The organism is Xenorhabdus sp. TS4 (assembly GCF_014467265.1).
Lineage (GTDB): Bacteria > Pseudomonadota > Gammaproteobacteria > Enterobacterales > Enterobacteriaceae > Xenorhabdus > Xenorhabdus ehlersii.
Genome location: NZ_NKHQ01000005.1, coordinates 89944 through 114889, shown reverse-complemented (window position 1 = coordinate 114889; position 24946 = coordinate 89944). Strand labels below are relative to the sequence as shown.

At 42.5% G+C, this 24946-nt stretch carries 23 protein-coding genes; 8 read left to right on the top strand and 15 right to left on the bottom strand.

Annotated features, from left to right (window positions below; genetic code table 11):
- Both dapD and Xets_RS04055 read left to right on the top strand, forming a co-directional pair.
- Positions 1 to 825 carry a 2,3,4,5-tetrahydropyridine-2,6-dicarboxylate N-succinyltransferase gene (gene dapD, locus Xets_RS04060; RefSeq protein WP_099133475.1) on the top strand — a complete coding sequence of 275 codons (825 nt, stop codon included), beginning with the start codon at positions 1 to 3 and terminating at the stop codon, positions 823 to 825.
- A 292-nt stretch (positions 826 to 1117) separates the two neighbouring features.
- Positions 1118 to 1504, top strand: a complete 387-nt coding sequence (locus tag Xets_RS04055) for a DUF3461 family protein (RefSeq protein ID WP_099133473.1) — start codon at positions 1118 to 1120, stop codon at positions 1502 to 1504.
- Between the two features lie 82 nt (positions 1505 to 1586).
- Here the strand turns inward: Xets_RS04055 and Xets_RS04050 are convergent, their stop codons facing one another.
- The 4 genes from Xets_RS04050 to syd all read right to left on the bottom strand — a co-directional run bounded on the left by Xets_RS04050 (position 1587) and on the right by syd (position 4314).
- Positions 1587 to 2033, bottom strand: a complete 447-nt coding sequence (locus Xets_RS04050) for a flavodoxin (protein WP_099133472.1) — start codon at positions 2031 to 2033, stop codon at positions 1587 to 1589.
- Between the two features lie 35 nt (positions 2034 to 2068).
- Complete coding sequence (gene truC / locus Xets_RS04045; protein ID WP_099133470.1) at positions 2069 to 2821, bottom strand: tRNA pseudouridine(65) synthase TruC; 753 nt, start codon at positions 2819 to 2821, stop codon at positions 2069 to 2071.
- Between the two features lies 1 nt (position 2822).
- A complete protein-coding gene (locus Xets_RS04040) occupies positions 2823 to 3149 on the bottom strand; it encodes a YqcC family protein (protein WP_099133468.1) in 327 nt (108 codons plus the stop codon).
- A 613-nt stretch (positions 3150 to 3762) separates the two neighbouring features.
- Entirely contained in the window at positions 3763 to 4314 is a 552-nt protein-coding gene (syd, locus tag Xets_RS04035; RefSeq protein WP_099133466.1) for a SecY-interacting protein, read from the bottom strand.
- Between the two features lie 312 nt (positions 4315 to 4626).
- On the opposite strand from syd, the gene Xets_RS04030 reads away from it, so the two are divergent.
- From Xets_RS04030 to xni, 4 genes are all read left to right on the top strand, one after another.
- A complete protein-coding gene (locus Xets_RS04030; RefSeq protein ID WP_187651189.1) occupies positions 4627 to 6318 on the top strand; it encodes a cholesterol oxidase substrate-binding domain-containing protein in 1692 nt (563 codons plus the stop codon).
- 263 nt (positions 6319 to 6581) lie between these two features.
- Positions 6582 to 7427, top strand: coding sequence for an NADPH-dependent 7-cyano-7-deazaguanine reductase QueF (gene queF, locus Xets_RS04025; protein WP_099133463.1), 846 nt, complete (start codon positions 6582 to 6584; stop codon positions 7425 to 7427).
- Positions 7428 to 7540: 113 nt separating this feature from the next.
- A complete protein-coding gene (gene ppnN, locus Xets_RS04020) occupies positions 7541 to 8908 on the top strand; it encodes a nucleotide 5'-monophosphate nucleosidase PpnN (protein WP_099133461.1) in 1368 nt (455 codons plus the stop codon).
- Between the two features lie 72 nt (positions 8909 to 8980).
- Positions 8981 to 9736: a flap endonuclease Xni gene (gene xni / locus Xets_RS04015; RefSeq protein ID WP_099133459.1), complete on the top strand. Its 756-nt coding sequence runs from the start codon at positions 8981 to 8983 to the stop codon at positions 9734 to 9736.
- A gap of 142 nt (positions 9737 to 9878) precedes the next feature.
- Here xni and Xets_RS04010 read toward each other — a convergent pair whose 3' ends face one another.
- From Xets_RS04010 to Xets_RS03965, 10 genes are all read right to left on the bottom strand, one after another.
- The gene (locus Xets_RS04010; protein ID WP_187651188.1) at positions 9879 to 11294 is read right to left on the bottom strand and encodes a TolC family outer membrane protein; all 1416 of its coding nucleotides are present in this window, start codon (positions 11292 to 11294) and stop codon (positions 9879 to 9881) included.
- 5 nt (positions 11295 to 11299) lie between these two features.
- Complete coding sequence (locus tag Xets_RS04005) at positions 11300 to 12637, bottom strand: HlyD family type I secretion periplasmic adaptor subunit (RefSeq protein ID WP_099133456.1); 1338 nt, start codon at positions 12635 to 12637, stop codon at positions 11300 to 11302.
- A gap of 51 nt (positions 12638 to 12688) precedes the next feature.
- Positions 12689 to 14461 (bottom strand): type I secretion system permease/ATPase, encoded by a 1773-nt coding sequence (locus tag Xets_RS04000; RefSeq protein WP_099133454.1) that lies wholly within the window; start codon positions 14459 to 14461, stop codon positions 12689 to 12691.
- Positions 14462 to 14636: 175 nt separating this feature from the next.
- Positions 14637 to 15221, bottom strand: coding sequence for a tetratricopeptide repeat protein (locus tag Xets_RS03995; RefSeq protein WP_099133453.1), 585 nt, complete (start codon positions 15219 to 15221; stop codon positions 14637 to 14639).
- Entirely contained in the window at positions 15218 to 16546 is a 1329-nt protein-coding gene (locus tag Xets_RS03990) for a hypothetical protein (protein ID WP_187651187.1), read from the bottom strand. The genes Xets_RS03995 and Xets_RS03990 overlap by 4 nt, the downstream gene beginning before the upstream one ends.
- 179 nt (positions 16547 to 16725) lie before the next feature.
- The gene (locus Xets_RS03985; RefSeq protein WP_099133449.1) at positions 16726 to 17055 is read right to left on the bottom strand and encodes an AprI/Inh family metalloprotease inhibitor; all 330 of its coding nucleotides are present in this window, start codon (positions 17053 to 17055) and stop codon (positions 16726 to 16728) included.
- 170 nt (positions 17056 to 17225) lie between these two features.
- Positions 17226 to 18659 carry a serralysin family metalloprotease gene (locus Xets_RS03980; RefSeq protein ID WP_187651186.1) on the bottom strand — a complete coding sequence of 478 codons (1434 nt, stop codon included), beginning with the start codon at positions 18657 to 18659 and terminating at the stop codon, positions 17226 to 17228.
- Positions 18660 to 19187: 528 nt separating this feature from the next.
- Positions 19188 to 20285: a 23S rRNA (cytidine(2498)-2'-O)-methyltransferase RlmM gene (rlmM, locus tag Xets_RS03975; RefSeq protein WP_099133446.1), complete on the bottom strand. Its 1098-nt coding sequence runs from the start codon at positions 20283 to 20285 to the stop codon at positions 19188 to 19190.
- Positions 20278 to 20673 (bottom strand): DUF423 domain-containing protein, encoded by a 396-nt coding sequence (locus Xets_RS03970; RefSeq protein ID WP_099133444.1) that lies wholly within the window; start codon positions 20671 to 20673, stop codon positions 20278 to 20280. Before Xets_RS03970 ends, rlmM begins: the two co-directional genes overlap by 8 nt.
- Before the next feature lie 29 nt (positions 20674 to 20702).
- A complete protein-coding gene (locus tag Xets_RS03965) occupies positions 20703 to 21626 on the bottom strand; it encodes a transcriptional regulator GcvA (RefSeq protein WP_099133442.1) in 924 nt (307 codons plus the stop codon).
- A gap of 406 nt (positions 21627 to 22032) precedes the next feature.
- Between Xets_RS03965 and csdA the strand changes: the two genes are divergently transcribed.
- Complete coding sequence (gene csdA / locus Xets_RS03960; protein ID WP_099133530.1) at positions 22033 to 23241, top strand: cysteine desulfurase CsdA; 1209 nt, start codon at positions 22033 to 22035, stop codon at positions 23239 to 23241.
- A 317-nt stretch (positions 23242 to 23558) separates the two neighbouring features.
- On the opposite strand, the gene Xets_RS03955 is transcribed toward csdA, so the two are convergent.
- Positions 23559 to 24005 carry a VapA/VapB family virulence-associated protein gene (locus tag Xets_RS03955; RefSeq protein ID WP_187651185.1) on the bottom strand — a complete coding sequence of 149 codons (447 nt, stop codon included), beginning with the start codon at positions 24003 to 24005 and terminating at the stop codon, positions 23559 to 23561.
- Positions 24006 to 24482: 477 nt separating this feature from the next.
- Between Xets_RS03955 and csdE the strand changes: the two genes are divergently transcribed.
- Positions 24483 to 24941: a cysteine desulfurase sulfur acceptor subunit CsdE gene (csdE, locus tag Xets_RS03950; RefSeq protein WP_099133048.1), complete on the top strand. Its 459-nt coding sequence runs from the start codon at positions 24483 to 24485 to the stop codon at positions 24939 to 24941.
- The last annotated feature ends 5 nt before the right edge of the window (positions 24942 to 24946 follow it).

The window sequence follows — 24946 nt, the reverse complement described above, 5'->3', positions numbered from 1 at the left end:
ATGCAGCAATTACAAACGACGATCGAAAATGCATTTGAAAACCGCATTAACATCACCCCAACTACCGTTGATAGCGCAACCCGCGATGCCATTAACCAGGTGATTCAAATGCTGGACAGCGGCAAATTGCGTGTCGCTGAAAAAATCGACGGAGAGTGGGTAACTCATCAATGGCTGAAAAAAGCGGTATTGCTTTCCTTCCGCATTAATGACAACCAGGTGATGGAAGGTGCTGAAAGCCGCTATTTCGACAAAGTTCCGATGAAATTTGCTGACTATGATCAGGCTCGTTTCGAAAAAGAAGGATTCCGTGTCGTGCCTCCTGCGGCCGTCCGTCAGGGAGCTTATATCGCCCGCAATACCGTATTGATGCCATCTTACGTCAACCTCGGTGCTTACGTGGATGAAGGCACAATGGTAGACACTTGGGCGACAGTCGGTTCCTGTGCACAGATTGGTAAAAATGTTCACTTATCCGGTGGTGTTGGCATTGGCGGTGTCCTGGAACCATTACAGGCCAATCCAACCATCATTGAAGACAACTGCTTTATCGGTGCACGCTCTGAGATTGTAGAAGGTGTTATCGTAGAAGAAGGCTCCGTGATCTCAATGGGTGTTTACATCGGCCAAAGCACCAAAATTTATGATCGCGAAACCGGCGAAATCCATTATGGTCGCGTACCTGCGGGTTCCGTCGTCGTATCCGGTAATCTTCCGTCGAAAGATGGCAGCTATAGCCTATATTGCGCTGTTATTGTGAAAAAGGTTGATGCTAAGACCCGTGGTAAAGTAGGTATTAATGAACTGCTAAGAAATATTGATTAAATTAAAAAGTAACAAGGCCACCCATTGGGTGGCTATCGACATTCATGCTGATTAAGTGTTTTTAACGTAGTTGACAAATTGCTAGGTTTTCTTCCTGAAAGCCCAGAAAGCGCGGCTATAGTTTCTGGCTTCTGTTCATCCATCATGCGAAGTAAAGCTTCGTATTTATTCTAATTTTTGTACGGATACCCTCCATCCCCATTCTCCAATTGACTTTTAACGATGACGAAATGGATAATAAATCCACTATTTTTGGCCTTTCCATTTCATTTAGATGACTAGGTGGCGCGCTATGTACGATAACTTGAAAAGTTTGGGGATCACACATCCTGAAGATATTGATCGCTATAGTCTCCGTCAGGAAGCGAATAACGACATTCTCAAGATTTATTTCCGCAAGGATAAAGGCGAATTCTTCGCCAAGAGCGTTAAATTTAAGTATCCACGCCAGTTAAAGACCATCTCTGACGCACACTCTAGCCAGGGTTATAAAGAAGTCAAAGAAATCAACACTAACCTACGTTATGTTATTGAAGAGTTAGATCAGATTTGCAAACATGATCAGATCGAAGTGGATTTGCAACGCAAAATCCTCGACGACTTACGCCATCTCGAACATGTCGTTGCAAATAAGATTGCAGAAATTGAAGCTGATTTGGAAAAGCTGACCCGTAAGTAATTATGTCAGTTTGTCATACACCGCTTATCCTCCCCAATTCTCCAATCCAATAAAGGCATAAGCGGTGTCGTAGAGCATTTCCTTATAACAAAGTTCCCCACTTCCCAACCCAGTCTTGAGCAAAGACTTCTGGTTCAACTATCTCTATGGCATCAATCAGTAGAACCTCACCGATTCGTTTGGCTCCCTGTTCCTGTAACAGGTCATCAAAAGTACGGCCACCACCACAGAAAGTGTCATAACTACTGTCACCTAGCGCAATCACGCCATAGCTCAGATCGGGCTGATAGCCCAACTTATCATTTAACTCTGTATAGAGCGGCTGGATATTATCCGGTAGATCACCCTGCCCTGTCGTCGAAGTGACCACTAAGACAACTTCCTGCAAATACTTTTGCCATTGTTCTAAGGTTGCATCTTCAAAAACCTCAACCTTATGCCCCTGCTGCTCAAGTATCTGCTGTGCTTCTTCCGCAACCGCTAACGCATTGCCATAAACTGTACCAACGAAAACACCAATCTTTGCCATAGATATTGATCTCTTTAATCGGTTTGATACTGCGTTCATTCATGAATAGTCAAACATTCCAGATCAGGTACAATACCCTGCCAGCCAAATTGCTCAAGCAAATGCTGCCATGGTTGATCCCAGCGCGCAGTGAGGAGAAGGCGCTTTTCTGTCACGGGATGCTTGAGTTGAAGGCGGCTGGCATGCAGCATTAACCTGCCAGTCTGATAATATTTAGCAACTCCTCGATTTTGTCGCAAATCGCCGTGCGTAGTATCCCCAATGATCGGGTGTCGAATATGTGCCATATGTCGCCGTAATTGATGCTTACGACCCGTTTTTGGCATCAGCTCCAACAGACTGAAACGAGATGTTGGATAACGCCCTATCTCAACCGGACGCTCTACTTTTGCCAACGAACGGTAATAAGTAACGGCTGGTTGCGCTGCTCTATCTGTATCAGCAAATTTATCCGCAATTTTATCCAACTGTTCCATTAGGGCGTAGTCGATAATATCATCACCTTCAACATAACCCCGCACAACTGCGTGATACGTTTTTTGTATATCGTGGAATTCAAATTGTTGTGCAAGTGTTCTGGCGACTTCACTTGAAAGCGCCATCAATAAAACGCCCGATGTTGGTCTGTCCAGACGATGGACGGGAAAAACATGCTGTCCAATTTGATCGCGCAATGTCTGCATCACAAAAACAGTTTCATGACGCGCCAGCCAGCTCCGGTGAACCAACCATCCGGCAGGCTTATTAACTGCAACAATATGCTTATCCTGATAAATAATCTCCAGCATATCAGGTATCCTGCGTAAACAGGTTGTCCAATGCCCGTAAGTGTTCAAGTAAAGGAAAAAAACGCTCTACTTCTTCTTTATACACTTCTTCAAAATACGGAGCGATGGTAAATGCCGTCGGCAAACAGGCTTCTTGTTCTATCAAGGCGCGCATCCGTGGAATTAATACCCACTGGAGCCACTCTTCTGCTGACATCGTATCAATGGAAAAAGGTTCAGTGCTTTCAAAGGATTCTGGTTTAGGTGGATAATTTTGCCATATCCCCACCGTTTTCATGGTAGCTTCAATTAATTGCAATTTACGTAAAATTTGTTTCTCGATACTCATGATGTTTCGTCTGATGCTTGTCTGTTGCTCAGATGACAAAAATTGCCACCGTATCATTGGGACGTAAGAGTATCATTGATACGATTGCAGCGGAAAAATTACAGTAGGAAAAATTGCGGTAATAGTTAACAGCAAATAACTAAAAGCAAATAGTTCAAAGCAAATAGAAGTGAAGTAAGAGGAGAGATTTTCCCTCTCCTCTTGAGTGGCTGTCATAGCAATCCTGCTACTTGGGGTGCTTCCTGCTGATTTCCCTGACAAAATACATCCTTGTCTACTATCCTTTATTCAATCATTATACTGATAGTTTTTAGCGTTCCTGCCTGTACCTAGTCATCCTTTGTACCATCTTCCCGATGGATTTATTCCCTGGTTATTGTTTTGCAATGGTTCCTTGCGGAACAGTGAAAGGATCTACGATCCAGCCTCTTGAAACAAGCAACTAAATCAGCATCGTAAGAGATATGAAAAACTCACACTAAGGGAACATTGCGCATCTTATTGATATAGAATGAAAATAATTTCACTGAATAATATTCACGCTATGATTAAAAGAGATATCTCACATTTCATGTGAGATATCTCTTACAAAAAAGCCAATCAATATCTGCAATCAACCATACACAACAGGATTGATAACCGAAAGGAAACTGGCTAAATCTGCGGATAAAATTTTCCTTTCATGGCTACCAAACTGTTCAAAAATCACTTGCCCTGTCAAATTACACACAGAGATCAACCCCATATCGGAATCAGTCGTCCCAATAAAGACGGTAGGCGAGAGTTTTAACCGTTTTTGTGTAATCAGATGGCCAATCAGGTTTTCCTGCAAGCGAATAAAATCATCTTCACTCCATACCTGAATCAGACTGAAATTTTGCTCTGCAAAACTGGCTGTCATATCACCCGCTAACTGCATCACATAGTAATCATGGATGGAGTCCTGCAAACGGATCTCCAGTGCAGTTTCTACCTTGCTAAGCTTTTCTTGGGCAGAAAACGGCCGTGGAAGCCAATGCACCACATCATCTCCCGTGCGCTCGATACAGGGTGAAGATATGCCATACAACTCACTGCTGGCTGGTGGAAACCCTGTTTTCTTTTGCCATAATTCAACATAACGTCGGGTAAAGTCAGAGAGTGCCTCTGTCACATTAAAGGTCATATGATTATATCATCCACATTTTCAGGCTTTATAAGGCTAATGTTACCATCTATCTTATTAAATTATAAAATTTATCATGGTTTTCTATTCTATATCCCCTCGATTTTAACTTAAAATATACAGGATATAGCATTATCAAATAAATAGCAGATATATTTTTATATCGGTTATTTATCAATTTATAATATTAACAACCTACTCAAATGATGAGCTGAATTTTATTCTCATAAAACAATTCTTAACAAATAGATTTATTATTGAATTTATATTAAAAAGTCATCCCCTACAGATTAAGAACTAAGGAAATAGAACATGCCATCATCAGATTCAATTAAACAAGAAGATATTTATTTACAAAATGAGATAATTACCAAAATAGAATATCACTTACCCAATTTTCCCAAAGAAGTCACCTGGAAAATGATTAACTTTAAAAATTGGTCAGGAGAAATTCACGCCGATAATATACCGTGCTGTATACCCAGAACTATTGAAGAGGTTATTTCCGTTATCAATTGGGCATGGAAAAAGAATTATAAATTAAGACCCATCGGGCAATCACATAACTGGTCACCACTGATATTGAAATCAGGGCAAAGTTTCAAAAATCGCATTATGTTGATGGATCTTTCCTCTCATTTTACTCATGTCAATATCGAACATCGCTCTCAATTTTCCATAGTAACCGCACAAACTGGCGTATTGATGGAAACGTTACTAACCCAAATGGAAGAACAGGGTTTAGGTTTTACTGCTATCCCCGCTCCTGGTGATTTAACACTCGGTGCTGCTCTCGCAATAGACGGGCATGGAACTGCCATTAAAGCCGTTGACGAGATCCCGCTTCCTGGACACACATTTGGCTCCCTCAGTAATACGATATTATCCCTATCTGCTGTTGTATGGGATAAAGAAAATCAGCAATATACCATTAAACGCTTTGAGCGAGATGAACCTGATTGTGCTCCCCTATTAACTCATGTCGGGTGCGCTCTGATTTTAGAAGTGCAATTTCAGGCAGGTAAAAATCAACGCCTTCGCTGCCAAAGTTTCACCGATATACCAGCAGATGAGTTATTTTCTCTTCCAGAAAATCCAAAAGAAAAGCGGACTTTTAGTTATTTTCTGGATAAAAGCGGTCGGGCCGAAATAATTTTATTCCCTTTTACAAAAGCACCGTGGCTAAAAGTCTGGAATATAGCACCAACCAAACCAGCTTCCAGTATTGAAGTTAAAACGCCCTATAACTATCCATTTTCCGATAATATTTCATCAACCCTATCGGATATTGCAGATAATATTCTTGCTAACTTCCCGCTAATTACACCTCTTGTCGGTGAAATGCAATATCAACTGACACATGCAGCCTTGCAAAACTATGGAAAAGATATCTGGGGTTGGAGTAAAAACTTATTGTTATATGTAAAACCAACAACATTGCGTGTTACGGCAAATGGTTATGCAGTATTAACCCAACGGACAAATATCCAGCTTGTACTGAATAAATTTTATACCCAATGGAAGAAATTAATACAACACTATGCTAACCAAGGAAAATATCCCATTAATGGCCCCCTTGAAGTCAGGGTTACGGGGTTAGATGATCCTGCTGAAGTGATGTATGCAGGAGCAACGGTTTCCAGCTTATCCGCTATTCGTCCCCGTTTGGATCATCCAGAATGGGATGTCGCCGTTTGGCTTGATGTCTTAACCTTTCCAGAAACACCCTATGCGATTGAATTTTGCCACCAATTTGAACAATGGCTATTCAACGAATTTGATGGTTCTTATGCCTCTGCTCGTGTTGAATGGAGTAAAGGTTGGGCTTATGGTTCTAACACCGCATGGGAGGATAAGGAAGTATTAACCAAAACAATCCCAGCGTCATTTACTGATGGTTTGCCTGCTGATAACAACTGGGCTTCAACCGTTTCAGCATTGCAGAAGCACGATCCACATCACATATTTAGATCGCCATTATTGGATACCTTGTTTTCTAGTTAACCGCTTTCTGATTAGAAAACCCTAATAAATAGCAGATATAGAAATATATCTGCTATTTAAGTTCAATAATACTGATACTTACTCAGCCCATCACGTCAATAATATCGACAATGACGTTGGCTCAGTGAACCTGAGGGATAATGCGCAATAAAAATACGAATCATCATGATTCCTTGATATAGTACAGATAATTTTAGTCACCAAGACGCTCTTTGTCGTAAAGACTATCTGAATGTAAGATTTTTTAGCCTTAAGGAATCCTAATGTCTTTATATCAAGATAATCACGCGCTTTCCCAACTCACATTGGGTAAACCAACCCCCTACCGCGATAACTATGATCCTACTTTATTACAAGCGGTTCCCCGCAGTATGAACCGCGAACCACTTGGGCTATTTCCTGATAATCTCCCTTTTCATGGTGCAGATATCTGGACCATGTACGAACTCTCCTGGCTCAACGCACGTGGCGTTCCTCAAGTTGCCATCGGTCATGTCAGCTTAGATGCGGCCAGTGAAAACCTTATCGAATCAAAAAGCTTTAAACTTTATCTAAATAGCTTTAACCAAACTCGTTTTGCTGATTGGGAAACAGTACAGAAAACCTTGCAACAAGATTTATCTGCTTGCGCCAATGGCAACATTGAGGTTGTTCTGCATCCCCTGCACGATTTCAGCCAACAACCAATTGGCGAATTTGCAGGAAAATGCATCGATAATCAGGATATTGACATTGATGATTATCAATTCAATCGCGATTACCTTAACAACGCAGCAACTGGCCCTGTTGTTGAGGAAACCCTGATTAGCCATTTGCTAAAATCAAACTGCCTGATTACCAACCAGCCCGATTGGGGATCGGTTATGATCCGCTATCAAGGCTCAAAAATCGATCAGGAAAAACTATTGCGCTACTTAGTTTCTTTCCGACATCACAATGAATTTCACGAACAATGTGTCGAGCGCATATTCAATGACCTAATGACGTTATGTGCGCCTGAAAAACTCACTGTTTATGCACGCTATACCCGTCGGGGAGGATTAGATATCAATCCGTGGCGCAGTAACGAAGCGTTTATTCCAACAACAGGAAGGTTAGCCCGCCAATAATCGAAATAACCTGATTAATGACCGCTAGCTAAACTGTTGGATGAAGTCAGCTATACCCAATAGGGTATAAATCATTACTGAGGAATCCCCACAAGGGGTAAAAGGAGTCATTCTTGATTACACATGTCAATCCATTAGGATCAATGGATTTACTCTCTCAGCTTGAAGTAGATATGCTTAAGCGTACCGCAAGCAGTGATTTATACCGCCTTTTCCGTAACTGTTCACTGGCGGTTCTCAATTCAGGTAGTCAAATAGATAGCAGTAAGGAATTACTATCAAAATATCAGAATTTTGATATCAACGTACTGCGTAGAGAGCGTGGCGTAAAGCTGAAACTCATTAATCCCCCCGAAAAAGCCTTCGTTGATGGTAAAATCATCCGTTCTCTGCAAGCCAATCTTTTTGCAGTACTGCGCGATATTTTGTTTGTCCACGGGCAAATTACCGATGCACAGAAGGCACATAATTTGGATATGGGAAATGGTATGCATATTACCAATACTATTTTCTCTATCCTACGCAACGCCAAGGCACTGCATATCTCAGAAGAGCCTAATATGATTGTTTGTTGGGGCGGCCATTCCATCAATGAGAAAGAGTATTTATATGGGCGCAAGGTAGGCAATGAGCTTGGATTACGTGAACTGAATATCTGTACGGGTTGTGGTCCTGGTGCAATGGAAGCACCGATGAAAGGTGCCGCAGTGGGACATGCCCAGCAGAATTACAAAAAAAGTCGTTTTATCGGTATCACAGAACCTTCAATTATTGCGGCAGAGCCACCTAATCCGCTGGTGAATGAGCTAATCATCATGCCTGATATTGAAAAACGTCTGGAAGCCTTTGTCCGTATCGCCCATGGCATCATTATCTTCCCTGGCGGAGTGGGAACGGCAGAAGAATTGCTGTATTTGTTGTCTATCCTGATGCATCCTGAAAACAAAGATCAGGTTCTGCCGCTGGTCTTGACTGGCCCAAAAGAGAGCGCCAATTACTTCCAGGTGCTGGATGAATTTATCGTTAATACCCTGGGGGAACAGGCTCGCAATCACTATCACATTATTGTGGATGCCCCCTCAGAAGTCGCACGTATAATGAAAAAAGCCATGCCGAAGGTCAAAGAAAAGCGCCGCGCGACCGGAGATGCCTATAGCTTCAACTGGTCACTGAAAATCAGCTCTGATCTACAATCTCCATTCACTCCAACCCATGAAAACATGGCTGACTTGAATTTATACCCAAACCAGCCATCGGAAAAACTTGCCTCCGCACTGCGACGCGCATTTTCTGGTATTGTGGCAGGCAATGTCAAAGAAGTGGGTATTCACGCCATAGAAAAACATGGGGCATTCAAGATCCACGGCGATGCAGATATCATGCATCGCATGGATAACCTCCTGCAAGATTTTGTCGAGCAAGATCGCATGAAACTCCCTGGAGGCGCTGCTTATGAACCATGTTATGAGATAATCAAATAAATCGCGGATACCTTTGCTCAATTCAATGAGGCGGGTGCCAGGGAATAGCGCCACGGATGGAATATAACGACCATGATACACCTTTTGATTGTAGATGCCTTAAACCTGATTCGACGCATTCATGCAGTACAGGGAAGCCCTTGTATTCCTGCCTGTGAACATGCGTTAAAACAGTTAATCATCCATGCATCACCAACCCACGCTGTTGCGGTATTCGATGAAGATGGCCGCAACCATAGCTGGCGCCACCATCTTTTCCCTGATTACAAAGCGGGTCGTGCTGCCATGCCAGACAACCTACAGCAAGAATTGCCCCTAATTAAACAGGCATTTAATGCGTTGGGAGTCGCTTGCTGGCACGCGGAAGGGCATGAAGCGGATGATTTAGCCGCAACACTGGCAACCAAAGTCGCTCACAGCGGGCATAATGTCACAATCGTTTCGACCGATAAGGGCTATTGCCAGCTTCTTTCTCCCAATATTCAAATTCGGGATTACTTCCAAAAGCGCTGGCTGGATCTGCCTTTTGTCCAGCAGGAGTTTGGCGTTGAACCAGACCAACTTCCCGACTATTGGGGACTTGCAGGTATTAGTAGCAGTAAAATTCCCGGCATTCAGGGAATTGGCCCAAAAACCGCCGCCACCCTGCTGCAACAAGCAGGTTCACTGGATAATTTATTTCAAAATTTGGACGCCCAGCCAGATAAATGGCGAAAAAAATTGGAGTCTCACAAAGAAATAGCTTATATCAGCCGTGAAATCGCTTCGTTAAGAACTGATTTGTCTCTACAGGGTAATTTGCAGCAATTGCGGCTTATTAGTAGATAAAACCCGGCTCTTTCTATCGGTACGTGCGCCTATAGGTGTATATACCTAGATGTATGTGCGTGATACCCGTTTCTATTATGCGGATCTCAAGGATAAAGAAAACGTGGTATCACACTTTAATCATTTCAATAATGCAATCATCTCAACCAAAATAATCAGCAACTAACTTAATATGTTCACTCTGTAGTTGACCGGATTCATCTAATAACCCAACCCATGCTTTCATATAGTCATATTTTGCCTGAGAGAGTTCACGACGGGCGGTATAAAGCTGTTGCTCAGCATTCAATATATCGACATTCACTCTCTGCCCCAATGCCACACTTTTTTGAGTCGCTTTCACTTGTAATGCAGCCGCTTCCACCGCCGTTTCATAGGCTCGTATCCGCTTTTCACCATTCACGCAAGCGTTATAATTACGCCGCAGTGCATTCAGAATTTCTCCTGTCTGGGCATCCATTTCGAATTTAGTCTTACCATAATTTGCAGCTGATTGGCGCACCGCTGCCGCAGTACCTCCGCCATTATAGAGATTCATGGATATCCGCAATCCAATGGAATCTGTCCGGTATTTTTGGTCGATGCTGTTGTCGCTACTAGATTTATTTTCGCTATGGGAAGCATATAGCTCCAATTTTGGCAGATATCCCGCCCGGTTACGCTCAATATCATGATACGCCACATCCACTTTCTGGCGGGCAGCAGCCAGTTGTGGATTCTGACGTAATGCCAGTTGTTCCCAATCGGCATAGTGTGCTAAATCCAGTTTGATGGTTTTGAATCGCGGAGAGTCGGATAAACGATTAACAGGCACATCTGCTGGCAACGGTATGCCAACTAATAACTGTAAGCCACGAATAGCAGCATCCAGCTCATCTTGCACTGTTAACTCATCAGCCAATACCTGACTGTAACGCGCCTGGGTTTCCGCTACATCGGTACGGGTGCCTTCACCGGAAGAAAATAATTTCTGGTTACGTTCCAGTTGCCCCTCATAGGCTGCCCGCTGTTGGGCAACCTGTGCTAACCGATCTTGTGCATAAGCTACGGCCACATAACTGTTCACCACTCTGACTGCCAATTGCTGGCTATCAACCCGAAAGCGGCTATCACTCATCAAAGCATAAGCCTGACGGGTTCGATAACGCGCCCATGCCTCGAAATCGATCACGGGTTGGGTCAAAATAATCGCACCACTATAGCTATCATACTGTCGATCACGGCTCTCCTTGACGATCCTTCCCCGCTGATCCAAAGATTGCGAATCCATCTTCTGCCAATTTCTAGGTGCATTCTGGTAACTGAAAGATAGCTTGGGCAACAGTTCCGCCAGCCCAAGGTTTTTCTCCTCTCGCCCCGCTTCCTGCTCTTTGATAGCAGCCTGAAACGTCGGATCGTGCTGTAATGCCAGCGCATAAGCCTCCGTTAAGGAAAGCGCACTGGCAAAACGGGGAAATATCAATATCGACACCAGTAATACTGATGCTGGCAACAATGTCCTGGAAAATAGGGGAGATAAATAAGTCCGTCTATTGGCAAAACTGTGATATATCAACATCCCCATTACTCCTCAATCAGCGAGGTAGACGTCCTGTCCATTAATGGCTTGAACAGATAACTCAACAACGAACGCGAACCTGTTTTGACAAATACCTCAACAGGCATCCCCGGTTTGATATTCAACCCTGCCAGTTTCTCCATGCTTTCAGGACTGACTTTCAATCGCATCTGGTAATAAGGTTCTCTTGTCAGACCATCCACCAAACGGTCAGCAGAAACCACCATTACCTTACCCGTGACTTTCGGCGTCCGGTTTTGGTTAAATGCGGTAAACATCAAATCAACATCTTGCCCCACAGTAACTTTATCAATCAGGTTCACCATTAAACGCGCCTCGACTTCCAGCGCACTCTGGGTCGGCAGGATCTCCATTAATTTCTCACCAGAAGCCACCACACCACCTTGGGTAAACACGGTTAAGCCAACCACCGAGCCATCTACCGGAGCAATAATAGAAGTATGTGACCGATCAAATTGTGCCGTTTCCAGCTTATTTCTCAGCTCATTCGCCAAGACCTGTACATCAGCTAACTGGCTGCGCACTTCACGTTGATAATCCGCCTGACGCTGGATAACTCGCTGCTGCGTTTCCTGCCGCTGTTTTTCAAGTTGGCCAATTTTTCCGGTCATTTCCGCGATACTGCCACTTAATTCACTTTGGTTACGCAGTAATTCCAGATAGCGGTTGCGGGGGAAATAGCCCTCTTCCGTCAGGGGCTGCAAATTCGTCACCTGTTCCTTGAGAGAGACTTGCTGCTGCTGTTTACTCACCAGAGCTTCACGCAGCCCCCTGATTTGAAAATTCAGTCCCTCTTCGGCCTGCTGCATTCCCGCCAGATCACTACGCAACATTTCACGACGTGATAAAAAGAGCTGTTTTTGCAAGGCCAGAGTCTCATTAATACGCGGCTCCGATTGTTGATTCAGTAACATAGGTGGAAAAACAATGGCATCTTGCCCTTGCTGTTCGGCCAAAAGTCGGGCTTCTGTTGCCAATGTGGTGTAAAGCTGCTGTTTCAGGGAATCAATTTGTGCATTAACCTGCACCTGGCTGAGCTGAACCAAAACCTGTCCAGCTTTCACTTGCTCCCCTTCTTTCACCTGAATTTGGCTGATAATGCCATTAACCGGAGACTGTATCGTTTTACGGTTACCATCAACCACGACAGTACCAGAAGAAGCCACCCCTTTATCGAGTGGCGCAAATGCCGCCCAGATGAAAAACCCCACAATGCCGATCCCAATAATCAGCCAACCTATTCGCAGGTAACGATTTGCATCCAGCGGCAATAATTCCGACACCTCATTTTGGGCGTCCTTTGCGTGAGTCTGATAGGACATCTTTACTCCCAGATAGAAATATCCCAAGGATTGAAATATGGCTGAATCATGTTACGAGGCACGTTCGACCGCTTTTAACTGTGATTGTGACGAAGACTGAGATTGGGATAGCGCCGCCATTACTTGCTGGGAAGGGCCAAACATTTTCATTTTCCCCTGTACCAACAGCAAAATTTTGGTTGTTTGTGAGAGCAATGAAGGTCGGTGCGTGATAACTATCACTGTCTTACCTTGTTCTCGCAATTGCGCGATCGCATGGCTTAAGGCTTTTTCGCCAATATCATCCAGATTCGAGTTAGGTTCATCCAACACCACAAGCGATGGGTTGCCATACAAGGCACGCGCCAAACCTATTCGTTGTTTCTGTCCACCGGATAACCCCATGCCACCCGCACCGATTACCGTGTCATAACCCCGCTCAAGATTAAGCACCAACTCATGAACACCGGCTTTTTTCGCCGCCTCAATAACTTTTTCAGGTTCAACGTCATTAAAGCGTGCGATATTTTCCGCAATCGTACCGCCAAACAGTTCAATATCCTGTGGCAGATAACCAATGGATGCCCCTAACTCATCTTTGTTCCATTGGTAGATATCAGCATCATCAAGCCGTACAACACCTTCTTGCGCCGGCCATATCCCTACCAGCAGGCGAGCCAATGTCGATTTCCCCGACGCACTGGGACCAATCACACCCAGAACATCACCGGCATTCAAGGCTAAATTGATATCCTGCAAGACATATTGATTATTTGGTGATAATCCGTTTTGCGAGGCCTGGAGTGCCCGTGTTTTACTCGGTGGCATTGCCGATACTTTTTCCATCAGCAACACGCCCTTAGGCGCTGGCAATGACATGCCACTTTTGCGTTCTGGCTGCGCTTTTAGTAACTTATCCAGCCGCTGCCAGGACAAGCGGGCAGCATTCCAACTCTTCCATGCCTGTATCAATTGTTCAATCGGCGACAACGCTCTTCCCATCAAAATGGAACCCGCAATCATCATGCCGGGGGTAATATTCCCTTCAATCGCCAACCAGCCACCCAAGCCAAGAATCAACGACTGCAAGGCCATACGGATCGTTTTGGTCAGTGCCGTGATAGCGGCCGAACGTTCACTGGCAATACGCTGAAAATTGAGAAAACGCTGATGCAAGCCAAACCAACGACGGCGCAGTGCTGGCAACATACCAAGTGCTTCAATCACTTCGGCATTACGCAAATTGGTACTGGCTAAATTGGCTGAGCGCAAAGAAAGCTTACTGGCTTCTGCCAAAGGTGCTTGAGATAACCACTGGTTCAGCACCGCCAGCGCGATCAATATGATCGCCCCAAGTAGCGCCAACAACCCCAAATATGGGCTGAACAGGAAGATGACGCAAAGATAGACAGGGAACCAAGGGGCATCAAAAAAGGCAAACAGGGCATTGCCGGTTAAGAACTGACGGATGGTCGCCAAATCATTAAGCATTTGCCCTGCATCAGTGGAACCATTTTTCAGGTTGGATTCATAGGAAGCGGTATAAACCCGTTGATTCAGGCACATATCAAACTGACTGCCGATGCGGATCACCACCTGACTTCGGATATACTCCAGCCCGCCCATCATGGCGAACATACCCAACGTGATCAACGTCAGCATCAGCAAGGTCATTTCATTACTGGATGGCAGTACTCGATCATATACTTGCAGCATATAAATGGAGGGAACCAGCATCAGCAAGTTGATAAATGCTGTAAATAATCCAATAGTCCAGAAGACCTTACTGTGTGCACGGATAACCTCCGTGATTTCATTCCCTTGCTGCTTGAGATTACTTACCATTCTTCTTTTCCTGCTTAAAACGCAATCAATTATAATTAACAACAAAAACAGCAATAATTAATTTTTAACTCGGCTGTTTATTCATCATACGGCGGCTATCATTCCCTTCTTTGGCCGCCGTATTTTTAGATAATTTTCATGAAATCAAATTACGCTATTTATTTCATGTCTAAATTTATTTTCCTGATTTTTTTAATTTAACGACATCATTCCAATTGTTAATAAAGTACGTGCATTCATTACACCCAATTTGACTTGCTTTCTTATAATACTCCTTCGCTTTATTAAAATCTTGTTTTACGCCTATTCCATTCAAATAATTAGTCCCAATAGTGCGGTAACCTTCAAAATAGCCATTTTCTCCAGCCTGTTCAAAAAGAGCGCGTGCTTCAGCGAATTTATTTTCTTCTTCAAGAATAAATCCTAAATTAACCATAGATTTTAGCTTAAATTTATCATTTCTAGAAATAGATAAATGATATCTTTCACTGGCCTCCTGATGATTACCTACAGTGTTTTGTATTACGGCAAGCATCCAATTTGCTTCGGGATCTCCAGCATTTGCTTTATTTACCAACTCAAAATATTCACTTTCATTTTTAGGCATTGGAATAGGTAATGCTGATAAAAAATCATCCGGATAATTAAATATAGCCGATGGAATATTATGATTGGTCATGTTTGAACTCTGCGCCATAAAAGATAAAAATAATATGGAATAAATGAAATTCTTTTTATTTTTAAAAAATAAACCAATCATAATATAACCTCGCTAAAAATATCATTTACTCCTACTATGTCAATGTGAGAGGTAACTGATTCAATTGTCTTATTTTTATCCACTGCAAAATACATATCAACTATCTTAGTCACATTTCCATTATCCCAGTTCACGGTGCTTTCCAGCCCATGAATGTTACCGTTAATATCTTTGAATCCGTTTTCCTTATGCGCAAGATTGATAGAAGAAATCCCTGATTCACTTAATTTATGTAACTCTCCGCTGTCAGTTATCGCATCATGATTAGCATCAATCCATAACTCTAATGAGTTCCACAGACTATCATTTTGATCAAAAATACCATCATTATTATCATCGAGATCGGCTAATGCCGCGAATCCATGATCTGCTTTGGTGCCATTTTTTAAGATCGAGTTATTCCCAAACAGTTCATTTCCATTGTTTATTTTCCCATCTCTGTTTTTATCCCATACTAAAAATGCACTGTTTGACTCTATCCATCCTGAGCTTTCAATAATTCCGTTATTATCGTGATCAAAAAAGAGGTTACCGTTTTCTGCTATAGTCGTAATACCATCACCAGTGAGATCAATAACAAGTGGGGTTTCTTTGTTTTCAAATTCATTAATGTGTTGTTCAATAATCTCTTTCACTTGATTTAAATCTAAACCTAGAGGATGTATTATCCCATCTGGAGTTAATCCGTGTAATGGTTGAATATAATCTAAATAATGTGCATCATTATCTGCCTCTGTGACTGCTAAAATAGAGTTTACAAAATCTATACAATTATTGGTAAGGAGATTATAATTTTCTTTGAAATCTGAAAAATTCGCCCAATCATTATCAAAATTACCATTTTTCAATTCAGAGATGTATCTTTCTATATTACCAACAACATTCTCTGAATATAATGGATATGTGACACTGACAACCTTTGATGCATCGTATGCCATAGAATCTCTAAATGTTAGGTTATCAACTCCTCCGACTCTTTTGTCATCACCTAGACCCCATCCGATAGATTCTCCCTGAAATTCAACCCATGCATGTCCAAAAGGAGATGCGCTAACGATTCCTGCTTCATTCGTATATTTCGTCCCTGATGGGGCTATTTTTATTGTTATACCACCATGGTATGGCAATAAGTCGGCATCAGTTCTGTTATGATATGTACCTGGAGACTTTCCACGCATGACGTCGTAGGCCCCAATAAATCCATATGAGTGTCCAGAGGGTATTGGCGACATAGGTCCAGATGGTATCGATGTCGGTGACCAAGGCTTAGTTGTTACAGGTGACATAGGCCCAGATGGCGTAAATGGAAATGGAAAAACTGGCATAACGGTTTCCTTATTGAAAGTTAAAGAAATTTCACCTCACCCTGAGGGAAGATTAATGATAATAGAAATCATTTTCAATAAAAATATTAATAATTGCCAACCAGCCACCTAAGCCAAGGATCAACGACTGCAAAGCCATACGTATAGTTTTGGGCAACACCGTGATAGCGGCTGATCGTTCACTGGCAATACGCTGAAAATTGGGAGAATGTCATGACCAGTTCCCTGCCATCAACAAAGTAAGCAATCCACTGTTCTGACTCATGACTAAAAAAAGCCACACTATTGCCATCATCATCAGTCAATGTTATGCCATCTGGAGATGGATACCATCCTTCAACAGGCTGCCCAATCAACTCAGTCACACACGCATTACCTTTTAAAGCCCAAATTGAGCCTTCGGGTAAACGGACATCGGTCAATTCAATACTGCACAGCTTATTTCCATCGGAGAGTTGCCATAATCCTTTCAACTCACCTGCGGTTGGAAGCCTCAAACTACTCGCCATACATCCTCCTGCCAAAAAAAGAGAGAAAATTATCGATAAGAGCAATTTCGATCTATAAAACCGACAGCCACAACGCAAGAAGTTCACCATTTTCACCTTTCCATCATGTCCATAATATTGCCGTATCCTGAGGGGAACACGGCAATATTCTATTAATGTGATGACATCAATTAGACGATGAAATCTGCTTCAGTTAACGGTTGACCGACCACTTTCACCAGAAAATCGTTGCCCGCCAGATCACCACCAAGGCTGATTTCCAGATCAGTTACCTCCTTCACTTCGTCATAAGTAAACAGGACTTCGCCTGCCTTACCTGAGAACGAATCCACAAATTTGATATCGCCATTACCACCGAAATTGAATTCAGACAAATCGATCTTATCCTCACCAGAGACGAAATCGTGGATCCAGTCTGGATTATCTTTCAGCGATTCTTTTCCATCCAGATAAACAAAGGTATCGTTACCTTCTCCACCCCACAGATGATCACCGCCCAGACCGCCATAAATGATGTCATCGCCTGCGCCACCTTTCAGGGTGTTGTCTGCACTGTTACCGACCAGAATATCGTCGCCGCTGCCGCCAATCGCGTTCTCAATAACGACACCACGGGCAATAGAAACGTTGCCTTTCAAACCACCAACGTCAGAGAAAGCGCCTTCATTCAGGTTGATACGCTGATTTTGGGTAAAGCCGGAGAAATCAAAAGTATCTTCACCCCCCGCATCCCAGACACTGAACACCAGTTTGCTGTTCGCATCAGTGGCCGTCATAAAGTCGCGGTCGGTATTGGAATTAAAACCATATATGGTATCACCCGTACGGGTTTCCATATTTGCACCATACAATTTCTGAATGGCAGAGATATCATTCAACAGAGGCGCCGATGAATATTCATATTTAAAATCTTGGCCTGTATATTTTTCAGTGAAATAACTCATGACCGTATAGGCACGAGTATCTTCAAAATATTCTGCTTTAGTGATATAGCCTGGCCGCACTTTATCAGAAGCATCATAATCGGCAGGGTGCTCCAATCCTAGTGCATGGCCAATTTCATGGGTGAAAGTCTGACGAGCATAACCATTCACATCAATATCATTGTCTACAAAAGTATGGCTTGTAGCGTCATACCATGTAAAAGCGTTTTTTTGTCCTTGTGGCAGAGTTGCAAATGCATAATCATCGTTGTCACTATGATCAAAGAAACCAAAAGTGATATTCGCTTTTTTAGCACTACTTACTTCGGTAAATTTAATATTGGCAACATCAGACCAGGATTGTAAAGAAAGTTTCGCTGCTTCTTTTTGTTCTTCATTAAAAGCACTGAAGCCAGAAATTTCAAACAACGGCATTATAGCCGGTGTCGACTCCATGAAATAGTACGATAATTTCAAAGTGCCAGAAGAATCAACATACTTATTGGACCACTTATAGTGGCCTCGCAGAAGCTTATCAGGTGCATTGTCTCCTAATGGCTCATGAGCAACCCGAATAGAGGTGTCGTAATTTGGAACATAGGCTTTAAGAAATGAATTAACTTCCTGAACGGAATTGGAATCAGATAACCCTGTATAGGTATACTTTTTCTTTGAGGCCATATAAATCTCCTGTAAAAACAAGACAAATATCCTAAAAACCCGAAATTTTGATAATAACGGAGGTAAAAGTTTTAAATTCTTTCTAAGCCCCACTTAGAAATAAAACTCCAGAATAAAATAGCGTTAGTTACTGTCTGTGTAAAAATAATTAATATACTTTTTTAGAATACATATTGAACAAATTTAATTTATGTAATTAATTATTAATTTCTCAATGAAATTTTTTTGATAATAAAAAAACAACATGATTTAGTAATAAATAATGTTGTTTTTATCTGCTAAAAATTGATCTTAAGAAAGAATTATCTCTTTACCTTTTTTTCTCTACTTTTTTAAAGGCGGGTTGTTTTTTGTTCAACTTGAAATTAATTCCATATCCCTGGATTTCACATTGTGTATTTGCGATAAGGGTAACTGAAATAGTTGAATTAAGTGGTATGACAACAGATAAATAGGATAATAAGACGATAGATAGAATAAATAAGTGCTGCCAATAAGGCAGCATATTTAACACAGTAAAGGATTATATCAATAATCCCGATCAGCAGCATACAGAGACCAGATACGACGAATGTGTACAGTGATCTCTTCACGATCGTGATACAGGTGTTTCGCCTGAATCTGCGCATTCACACCATTCTCTTTCAATTGCTGTTCTATTTTTTGCAATAGATGAGCGACTTCCTCATAACGCTTTTTCATCGGCAATTTAAGATTGAATATAGCCTCACGGCACCAGCTTTTTACCAGCCAATCTGTCATAAGTTGGGCAACTTTGGCAGGTTTCTCAACCATATCACAAACCAGCCAGTAAATATTTTTCACTGATGGTTCAAATTTAAAACCATCCACACGATGATGCTTTACTTGGCCTGTTTCCATCAAACTATCAGCCATCGGGCCATTATCTACCGCATGAACCATCATACTGCGTTTTACGAGTTGGTAAGTCCATCCTCCCGGACAAGCACCGAGATCCACTGCGTGAAGGCCGCTACCCAGACGCTCTTCCCATTCGTCATAAGGAATGAATATATGAAAGGCTTCCTCCAGTTTCAGCGTGGAACGGCTTGGTGCATCTGAAGGGAATTTCAGGCGAGGAATGCCCATATAAAAACGGGAGTTATTATTGCTATAGGAATACCCCACATAACAACAGCCCGAAGCGATGAAAAAGACATGGATAACAGGACGACTATAATTTTCCTTTGCCAGCAAAAGCTTTTCCTGACGCATCGCATTACGTAACGGAACCGTAAACTTACGGCAAAACTTCATCAGCTCCTTGCTTTCATTGGTATCCGGCACCTCGACACGCAGTTCACCTGCCCTCTCAATGACACCAATCAGCATACCGACAATCGGGGTAATGCGATCTTCCTGCGGTAAATCTTTCAGCAATTCGCCTACAACCAACATTTGACGAGCAAAAACCAATTCACCGAACGGTATTTCACGGATCAGGCGATCCGCATCATCGGGCTGATAACACTCAAACAGCACATATCCACTGTTCTCTTTCACGCGGGCAAAACCGTAAATTTCTTTTTTACCCGCCTTATCGGTAATTTCTGCTGCACACTCTTTTTCAAAACCTGGGCGGCAATATAAAGCAACTTTATTCATGGCTAGGCGCCGATTTCCTTAGACGCAGAGCGCCAATTAATACACATAACCAACCAATGAGAAAACTGAACCCACCGATTGGTGTCAAATAAACCAGAAATTTTAGCGGTAAAAAGACCAGACAATAAAGACTGCCACTAAACAGCACAATTCCCGCCGTGAAAAAAATCCCACTCCAACCAAACGGTGCTACAGGCTCGCGCATCGACAAAGCTACCAGAGCCATCATGGCGAGTGTATGCAGACCTTGATATTGCAGGCCGGTATGAATCCATTCCATCTGACGTGGTGTCAGGATAGGTGCTAACATATGTGCTCCCATCGCGCCCAATGCCACGTAGAAAAAACCACTGATCCCAACAAAAATAAGCATAGTTCGACTGCACATCACAGGCTCCTGTCTCTGTTTGCCAGTTATTAGGGGTGCTGGGTAATAAATCCTAACCTTTCTTGCTCAGTTGCAGCCTGGGTTAGTATCCACTTGCGGAAAGCCGCGATCTTGCCCAATTCTGCCTGATTATCGTGACAAACCAAATAAAATGCATTCTTGCTGACCAAAACATCATTAAATGGGCAGACAAGACGACCCGCATCAATTTCATTTTGGGCCATAACATTATTGGCTAGCGCAACACCTTGACCATGTACAGCCGCCTGAATCACCATCGCACTATGGCTGAATATTGGTCCCTGCTGGACATTAATTTGTTGCTGCATATCAAGCTGGCGAACATAGGCTTGCCAATCCCGGCGGGATGAATCATGCAACAAAGTATGCCTGGCAAGATCTGCGGGAGTTTTCAATGGGCGATCACCCGTCAGTAACGCAGGAGAACAGACAGGCAGCAGATATTCGGGATAAAGGCGATCGGTACGCAACCCCGGCCAGTTGCCTCGGCCATAAAAAATCGCGACATCGACATCATCAGCCAGTTTATCTTCTTCCCGATCCACTGCCTGAATGCGAACATCAATTCCCGGAAAACTCTGATTAAAACCTGAAAGCCGCGGCACTAACCACTGAATCGCAAAACTGGGGGATAAACTGACCGTTAACGCCCCCTTAGCACTACGAGCCTGAAGTTTGCGAGTCGCGTCATTGATAGCAGTAAAAATCTCCTTGATATCGAGATAGTAACTCTGCCCATCTTCCGTCAACAATAGCGAACGGTTACGGCGACGAAAAAGCTTTAATCCCAGAAAATCTTCCAGACTTTTCATTTGATGGCTAACAGCGGCCTGAGTCACAAATAATTCTTCTGCCGCTTTAGTAAAACTTAAATGACGGGCCGCGGCATCAAAAACGCGTAACGCATTGAGTGGAGGTAAACGTTTAGACATGTTCGTTTCTTATGTAGTAGTGACGATACCGGTAACTCTTTTCATTCAGTTATTAGTTTTTGTAATCCGAAGCATTATAATTTGTCCATTGATGATATACCAGCAAATCCCTATAGTGTGCGCACTTCCTAAGCCGGAACGAAAAGTCTCTTTGTAGCGATACATTGACGCTTTTGGCTTTGTGGTTGTGATGTTGTGTTTGCAAGTTGTCTGGGAAACCAGGCTTTGTAGCATAAGCTACTGTTTTTTTTCACTTCCTGTACATTTACCCTGTCTGTCCATAGTGATTTTTTATTGCACCGCAATGGCGGTGCTTTTTTTCCCGACTTTCTCCTGTAGAATTCCTCATCTCTTGGTTAAAGAAAAACTTATTCTTTATCACACAACGATTAAATTAGCGCCGTTTATGAAAGCCTTTGACTCAGAAAAATTCCGCCTGCAATTTCCTGCCCTGCAACAATCCACCACATTTTTGGACAGTGCAGCCACAGCATTAAAACCGGCATGTATGATTGAGGCGACCAAGCACTATTACCAAAACCACAGTGCAACAGTACACCGCAGCCAGCATGCCACTGCGCAGGCCATGACGGCTCGTTATGAGCAAGCTCGTTCACTGGTAGCAGAATTGATCAATGCGCCATTACCTGAAGATATTATCTGGACAAAAGGAACCACGGAGTCTATCAATCTGGTTGCCCAAAGTTACTTTCGCCCTCGTTTGAGCGCAGGTGATGAAATCATTGTCAGCGAACAGGAACACCACGCTAACCTGTTACCGTGGCTGATTCTGGCGCAACAAACCGGCGCCAAAATCGTTAAATGGGCGATTGGTAATCGGCACCAACCAGAAATCGATACTCTGGCAGAACTATTGAATGAAAAAAGCCGCTTAGTTGCCATCAGCCAAATGTCTAACGTTACCGGCGCCGCAGTAGATTTGGCGCAAGTCACTACACTCGCTCATCAATATGATTGCCGTGTTCTGGTCGATGGTGCTCAAGGTATCGTTCACGCGCCTGTCAATGTACAACAACTGGATATCGACTTTTATGCCTTCTCTGCTCATAAACTGTATGGCCCAAATGGATTGGGTGTGTTGTATGGCAAAAGTGAATTGCTGAATACGATGTCACCGTGGCATGGCGGCGGAAAAATGCTGACTCAAGTCTCGTTCGATGGTTTCACACCGGAAGCCGTACCTTATCGTTTTGAAGCGGGAACACCCAATGTTGCCGGCGTGGTTGGCTTTGCCGCGACCCTGGAATGGTTGAAAACGATTGATATCCAGCTCGCTGAATCCCATGCGATTGCCCTGACGGATTACACCGAACAGCAACTCAGTACGCTGACGGGATTTAACAGTTACCGTGTGGTGGATTCCAGCTTGCTGGCTTTCAATATCACCGGAATACACCACAGTGATTTAGCGACACTGATTGCCGAACAAAATATCTCTCTGCGTTCAGGACAACACTGTGCCCAGCCATTGCTGGATGCCCTTGGGATCAGCGGCTGTCTGCGTGCTTCGTTCATGCCTTATAATAACCAGCAAGATGCAGATAGATTGATCAGTGCCGTAAAGTTTGCGCTAGCGCTGCTGATGGATGATTGATATTGTCCTATTATTAATTACCCCATTATAAAAGCCTATCAAATATATTTTGGTGGGTTTTCAGCTTAGTAGCAGATAACTATTGAACTTTAAAGTCCCCTTTTGCTGATCAATATTTAATGAAATTAAATTATTTTAAGTTGATGAATTCGGTTAATATAATAAATACGACATCATTAATCTGGAAATAAAGTAAATAAGCCCATATTCCTTTAAATAATCCATAGTAATGATCCTTGCTGTATAAAGTATTACACAGCAAGGACATAGCATTCTACTAATCATTGGGCTTAACTAAAATTATATATGATAGATAATTAACTCCATGAACCTGTTCCACCACCCAAACCTGATATCGTGGAAATAGCAACGCCTTGGAAATGACCAAGCAGATGACTGTGTGAATCAAAGAAAAGTAAACTAAAGTATGCGATTGATGCATTAAACTCAAAACTTACAGTATCAGAATAGAGTTTACCTAAATCATCTGTATAAATATAACCTTCTATCCCGGCAAAACCGGGAAAAGTCAGCCCACCAGCCTTCCCCCTAAAAGATTTTTTATCAATATCCACTTCCAGGCTAAACAGTAGGAAAAACATGACGCTTTGTACATCACCTGTAGCGTAATATTTATCATTACTTGAAGAAGCTATTTTTTTTACGGCCTCACCAATAACATTGGGTTCCAATTTACCCTTTGCATATTGTTTAAAATCCTCAATGATTTTAAATTTTATTTCATTGTGTTCTACTTCGTTCATAATATTATCCTCTTTTATATTCCATAAAATGGAGAAAAACAACAGGTAAAATATATTATTTTATTATTTGATTTAATACCTCATAACAATATATCTTCCTATATATTAGAATTATTTATGGTGAAATGATGCACTGATATATCTATACAGTATGGTGAATTATTTATAATAGACTAAATAATATTTTATTATATTTATAATATTCTTATACACAATGATAATAGATTGATTTTTCCATTGGGAAATACCCATAAAAATCAAAAAATAATATCTATTAAAAATAGGAAAACATCTAAATAAACTCTCAAAGCATTGGTCATGTATTCAAATGTCAGGGTGAGTTGCGTTTCCTGATCCTGATGGGTTATTTCGTGCCCAAGCAACACAAATAACTTTAGCTTAAAAATATAACTGCTATGATCCTGAAACCTCACCCAGAGGAAATCAGCAACAAGCCCACTATAAGATAAATAACCCATGACACAACTCTCAGACACTATCCTGGCTCCGCATCCATTCGGAACAGAAATCACGGAACAGCAACTTATTGAAAACTTTCAGCAATGCAAATTGTGGGAAGATCGTTATCGGCAGCTCATCGGCCTGGCCAAAAAGCTGCCTCCTTTAGCGGATGAACTAAAACAAAAAAATATCGAAAGATCAGGCTGTGAAAATCGCGTCTGGTTGGGGTATCAACATCTCGTAGACGGCCGATTGCATTTTTATGGCGATAGTGAAGGCCGTATCGTCAAAGGATTATTAGCCATCCTGCTGACCGCCGTAGAAGGCAAAACCCCAGAGCAGGTTATGCAAATATCTTTGGCCGAGCTATTCCAACACCTCGGCCTGGAACAACAACTCAGTGGCTCAAGGCTCAATGGTGTGAAATCCCTGATAAATACCATTCAGGAAATAGCGAACACTTACACTCATTAGGTTCG

What these genes read in the sequence shown, in the direction of transcription:
- dapD (WP_099133475.1), top strand. Translation starts at nt 1, where the DNA reads ATGCAGCAATTACAAACGACGATCGAAAATGCATTTGAAAACCGCATT.
- Xets_RS04055 (WP_099133473.1), top strand. Translation starts at nt 1,118, where the DNA reads ATGTACGATAACTTGAAAAGTTTGGGGATCACACATCCTGAAGATATT.
- Xets_RS04050 (WP_099133472.1), bottom strand. Translation starts at nt 2,033, where the DNA reads ATGGCAAAGATTGGTGTTTTCGTTGGTACAGTTTATGGCAATGCGTTA.
- truC (WP_099133470.1), bottom strand. Translation starts at nt 2,821, where the DNA reads ATGCTGGAGATTATTTATCAGGATAAGCATATTGTTGCAGTTAATAAG.
- Xets_RS04040 (WP_099133468.1), bottom strand. Translation starts at nt 3,149, where the DNA reads ATGAGTATCGAGAAACAAATTTTACGTAAATTGCAATTAATTGAAGCT.
- syd (WP_099133466.1), bottom strand. Translation starts at nt 4,314, where the DNA reads ATGACCTTTAATGTGACAGAGGCACTCTCTGACTTTACCCGACGTTAT.
- Xets_RS04030 (WP_187651189.1), top strand. Translation starts at nt 4,627, where the DNA reads ATGCCATCATCAGATTCAATTAAACAAGAAGATATTTATTTACAAAAT.
- queF (WP_099133463.1), top strand. Translation starts at nt 6,582, where the DNA reads ATGTCTTTATATCAAGATAATCACGCGCTTTCCCAACTCACATTGGGT.
- xni (WP_099133459.1), top strand. Translation starts at nt 8,981, where the DNA reads ATGATACACCTTTTGATTGTAGATGCCTTAAACCTGATTCGACGCATT.
- Xets_RS04010 (WP_187651188.1), bottom strand. Translation starts at nt 11,294, where the DNA reads ATGTTGATATATCACAGTTTTGCCAATAGACGGACTTATTTATCTCCC.
- Xets_RS04005 (WP_099133456.1), bottom strand. Translation starts at nt 12,637, where the DNA reads ATGTCCTATCAGACTCACGCAAAGGACGCCCAAAATGAGGTGTCGGAA.
- Xets_RS04000 (WP_099133454.1), bottom strand. Translation starts at nt 14,461, where the DNA reads ATGGTAAGTAATCTCAAGCAGCAAGGGAATGAAATCACGGAGGTTATC.
- Xets_RS03995 (WP_099133453.1), bottom strand. Translation starts at nt 15,221, where the DNA reads ATGATTGGTTTATTTTTTAAAAATAAAAAGAATTTCATTTATTCCATA.
- Xets_RS03990 (WP_187651187.1), bottom strand. Translation starts at nt 16,546, where the DNA reads ATGCCAGTTTTTCCATTTCCATTTACGCCATCTGGGCCTATGTCACCT.
- Xets_RS03985 (WP_099133449.1), bottom strand. Translation starts at nt 17,055, where the DNA reads ATGGCGAGTAGTTTGAGGCTTCCAACCGCAGGTGAGTTGAAAGGATTA.
- Xets_RS03980 (WP_187651186.1), bottom strand. Translation starts at nt 18,659, where the DNA reads ATGGCCTCAAAGAAAAAGTATACCTATACAGGGTTATCTGATTCCAAT.
- rlmM (WP_099133446.1), bottom strand. Translation starts at nt 20,285, where the DNA reads ATGAATAAAGTTGCTTTATATTGCCGCCCAGGTTTTGAAAAAGAGTGT.
- Xets_RS03970 (WP_099133444.1), bottom strand. Translation starts at nt 20,673, where the DNA reads ATGTGCAGTCGAACTATGCTTATTTTTGTTGGGATCAGTGGTTTTTTC.
- Xets_RS03965 (WP_099133442.1), bottom strand. Translation starts at nt 21,626, where the DNA reads ATGTCTAAACGTTTACCTCCACTCAATGCGTTACGCGTTTTTGATGCC.
- csdA (WP_099133530.1), top strand. Translation starts at nt 22,033, where the DNA reads ATGAAAGCCTTTGACTCAGAAAAATTCCGCCTGCAATTTCCTGCCCTG.
- Xets_RS03955 (WP_187651185.1), bottom strand. Translation starts at nt 24,005, where the DNA reads ATGAACGAAGTAGAACACAATGAAATAAAATTTAAAATCATTGAGGAT.
- csdE (WP_099133048.1), top strand. Translation starts at nt 24,483, where the DNA reads ATGACACAACTCTCAGACACTATCCTGGCTCCGCATCCATTCGGAACA.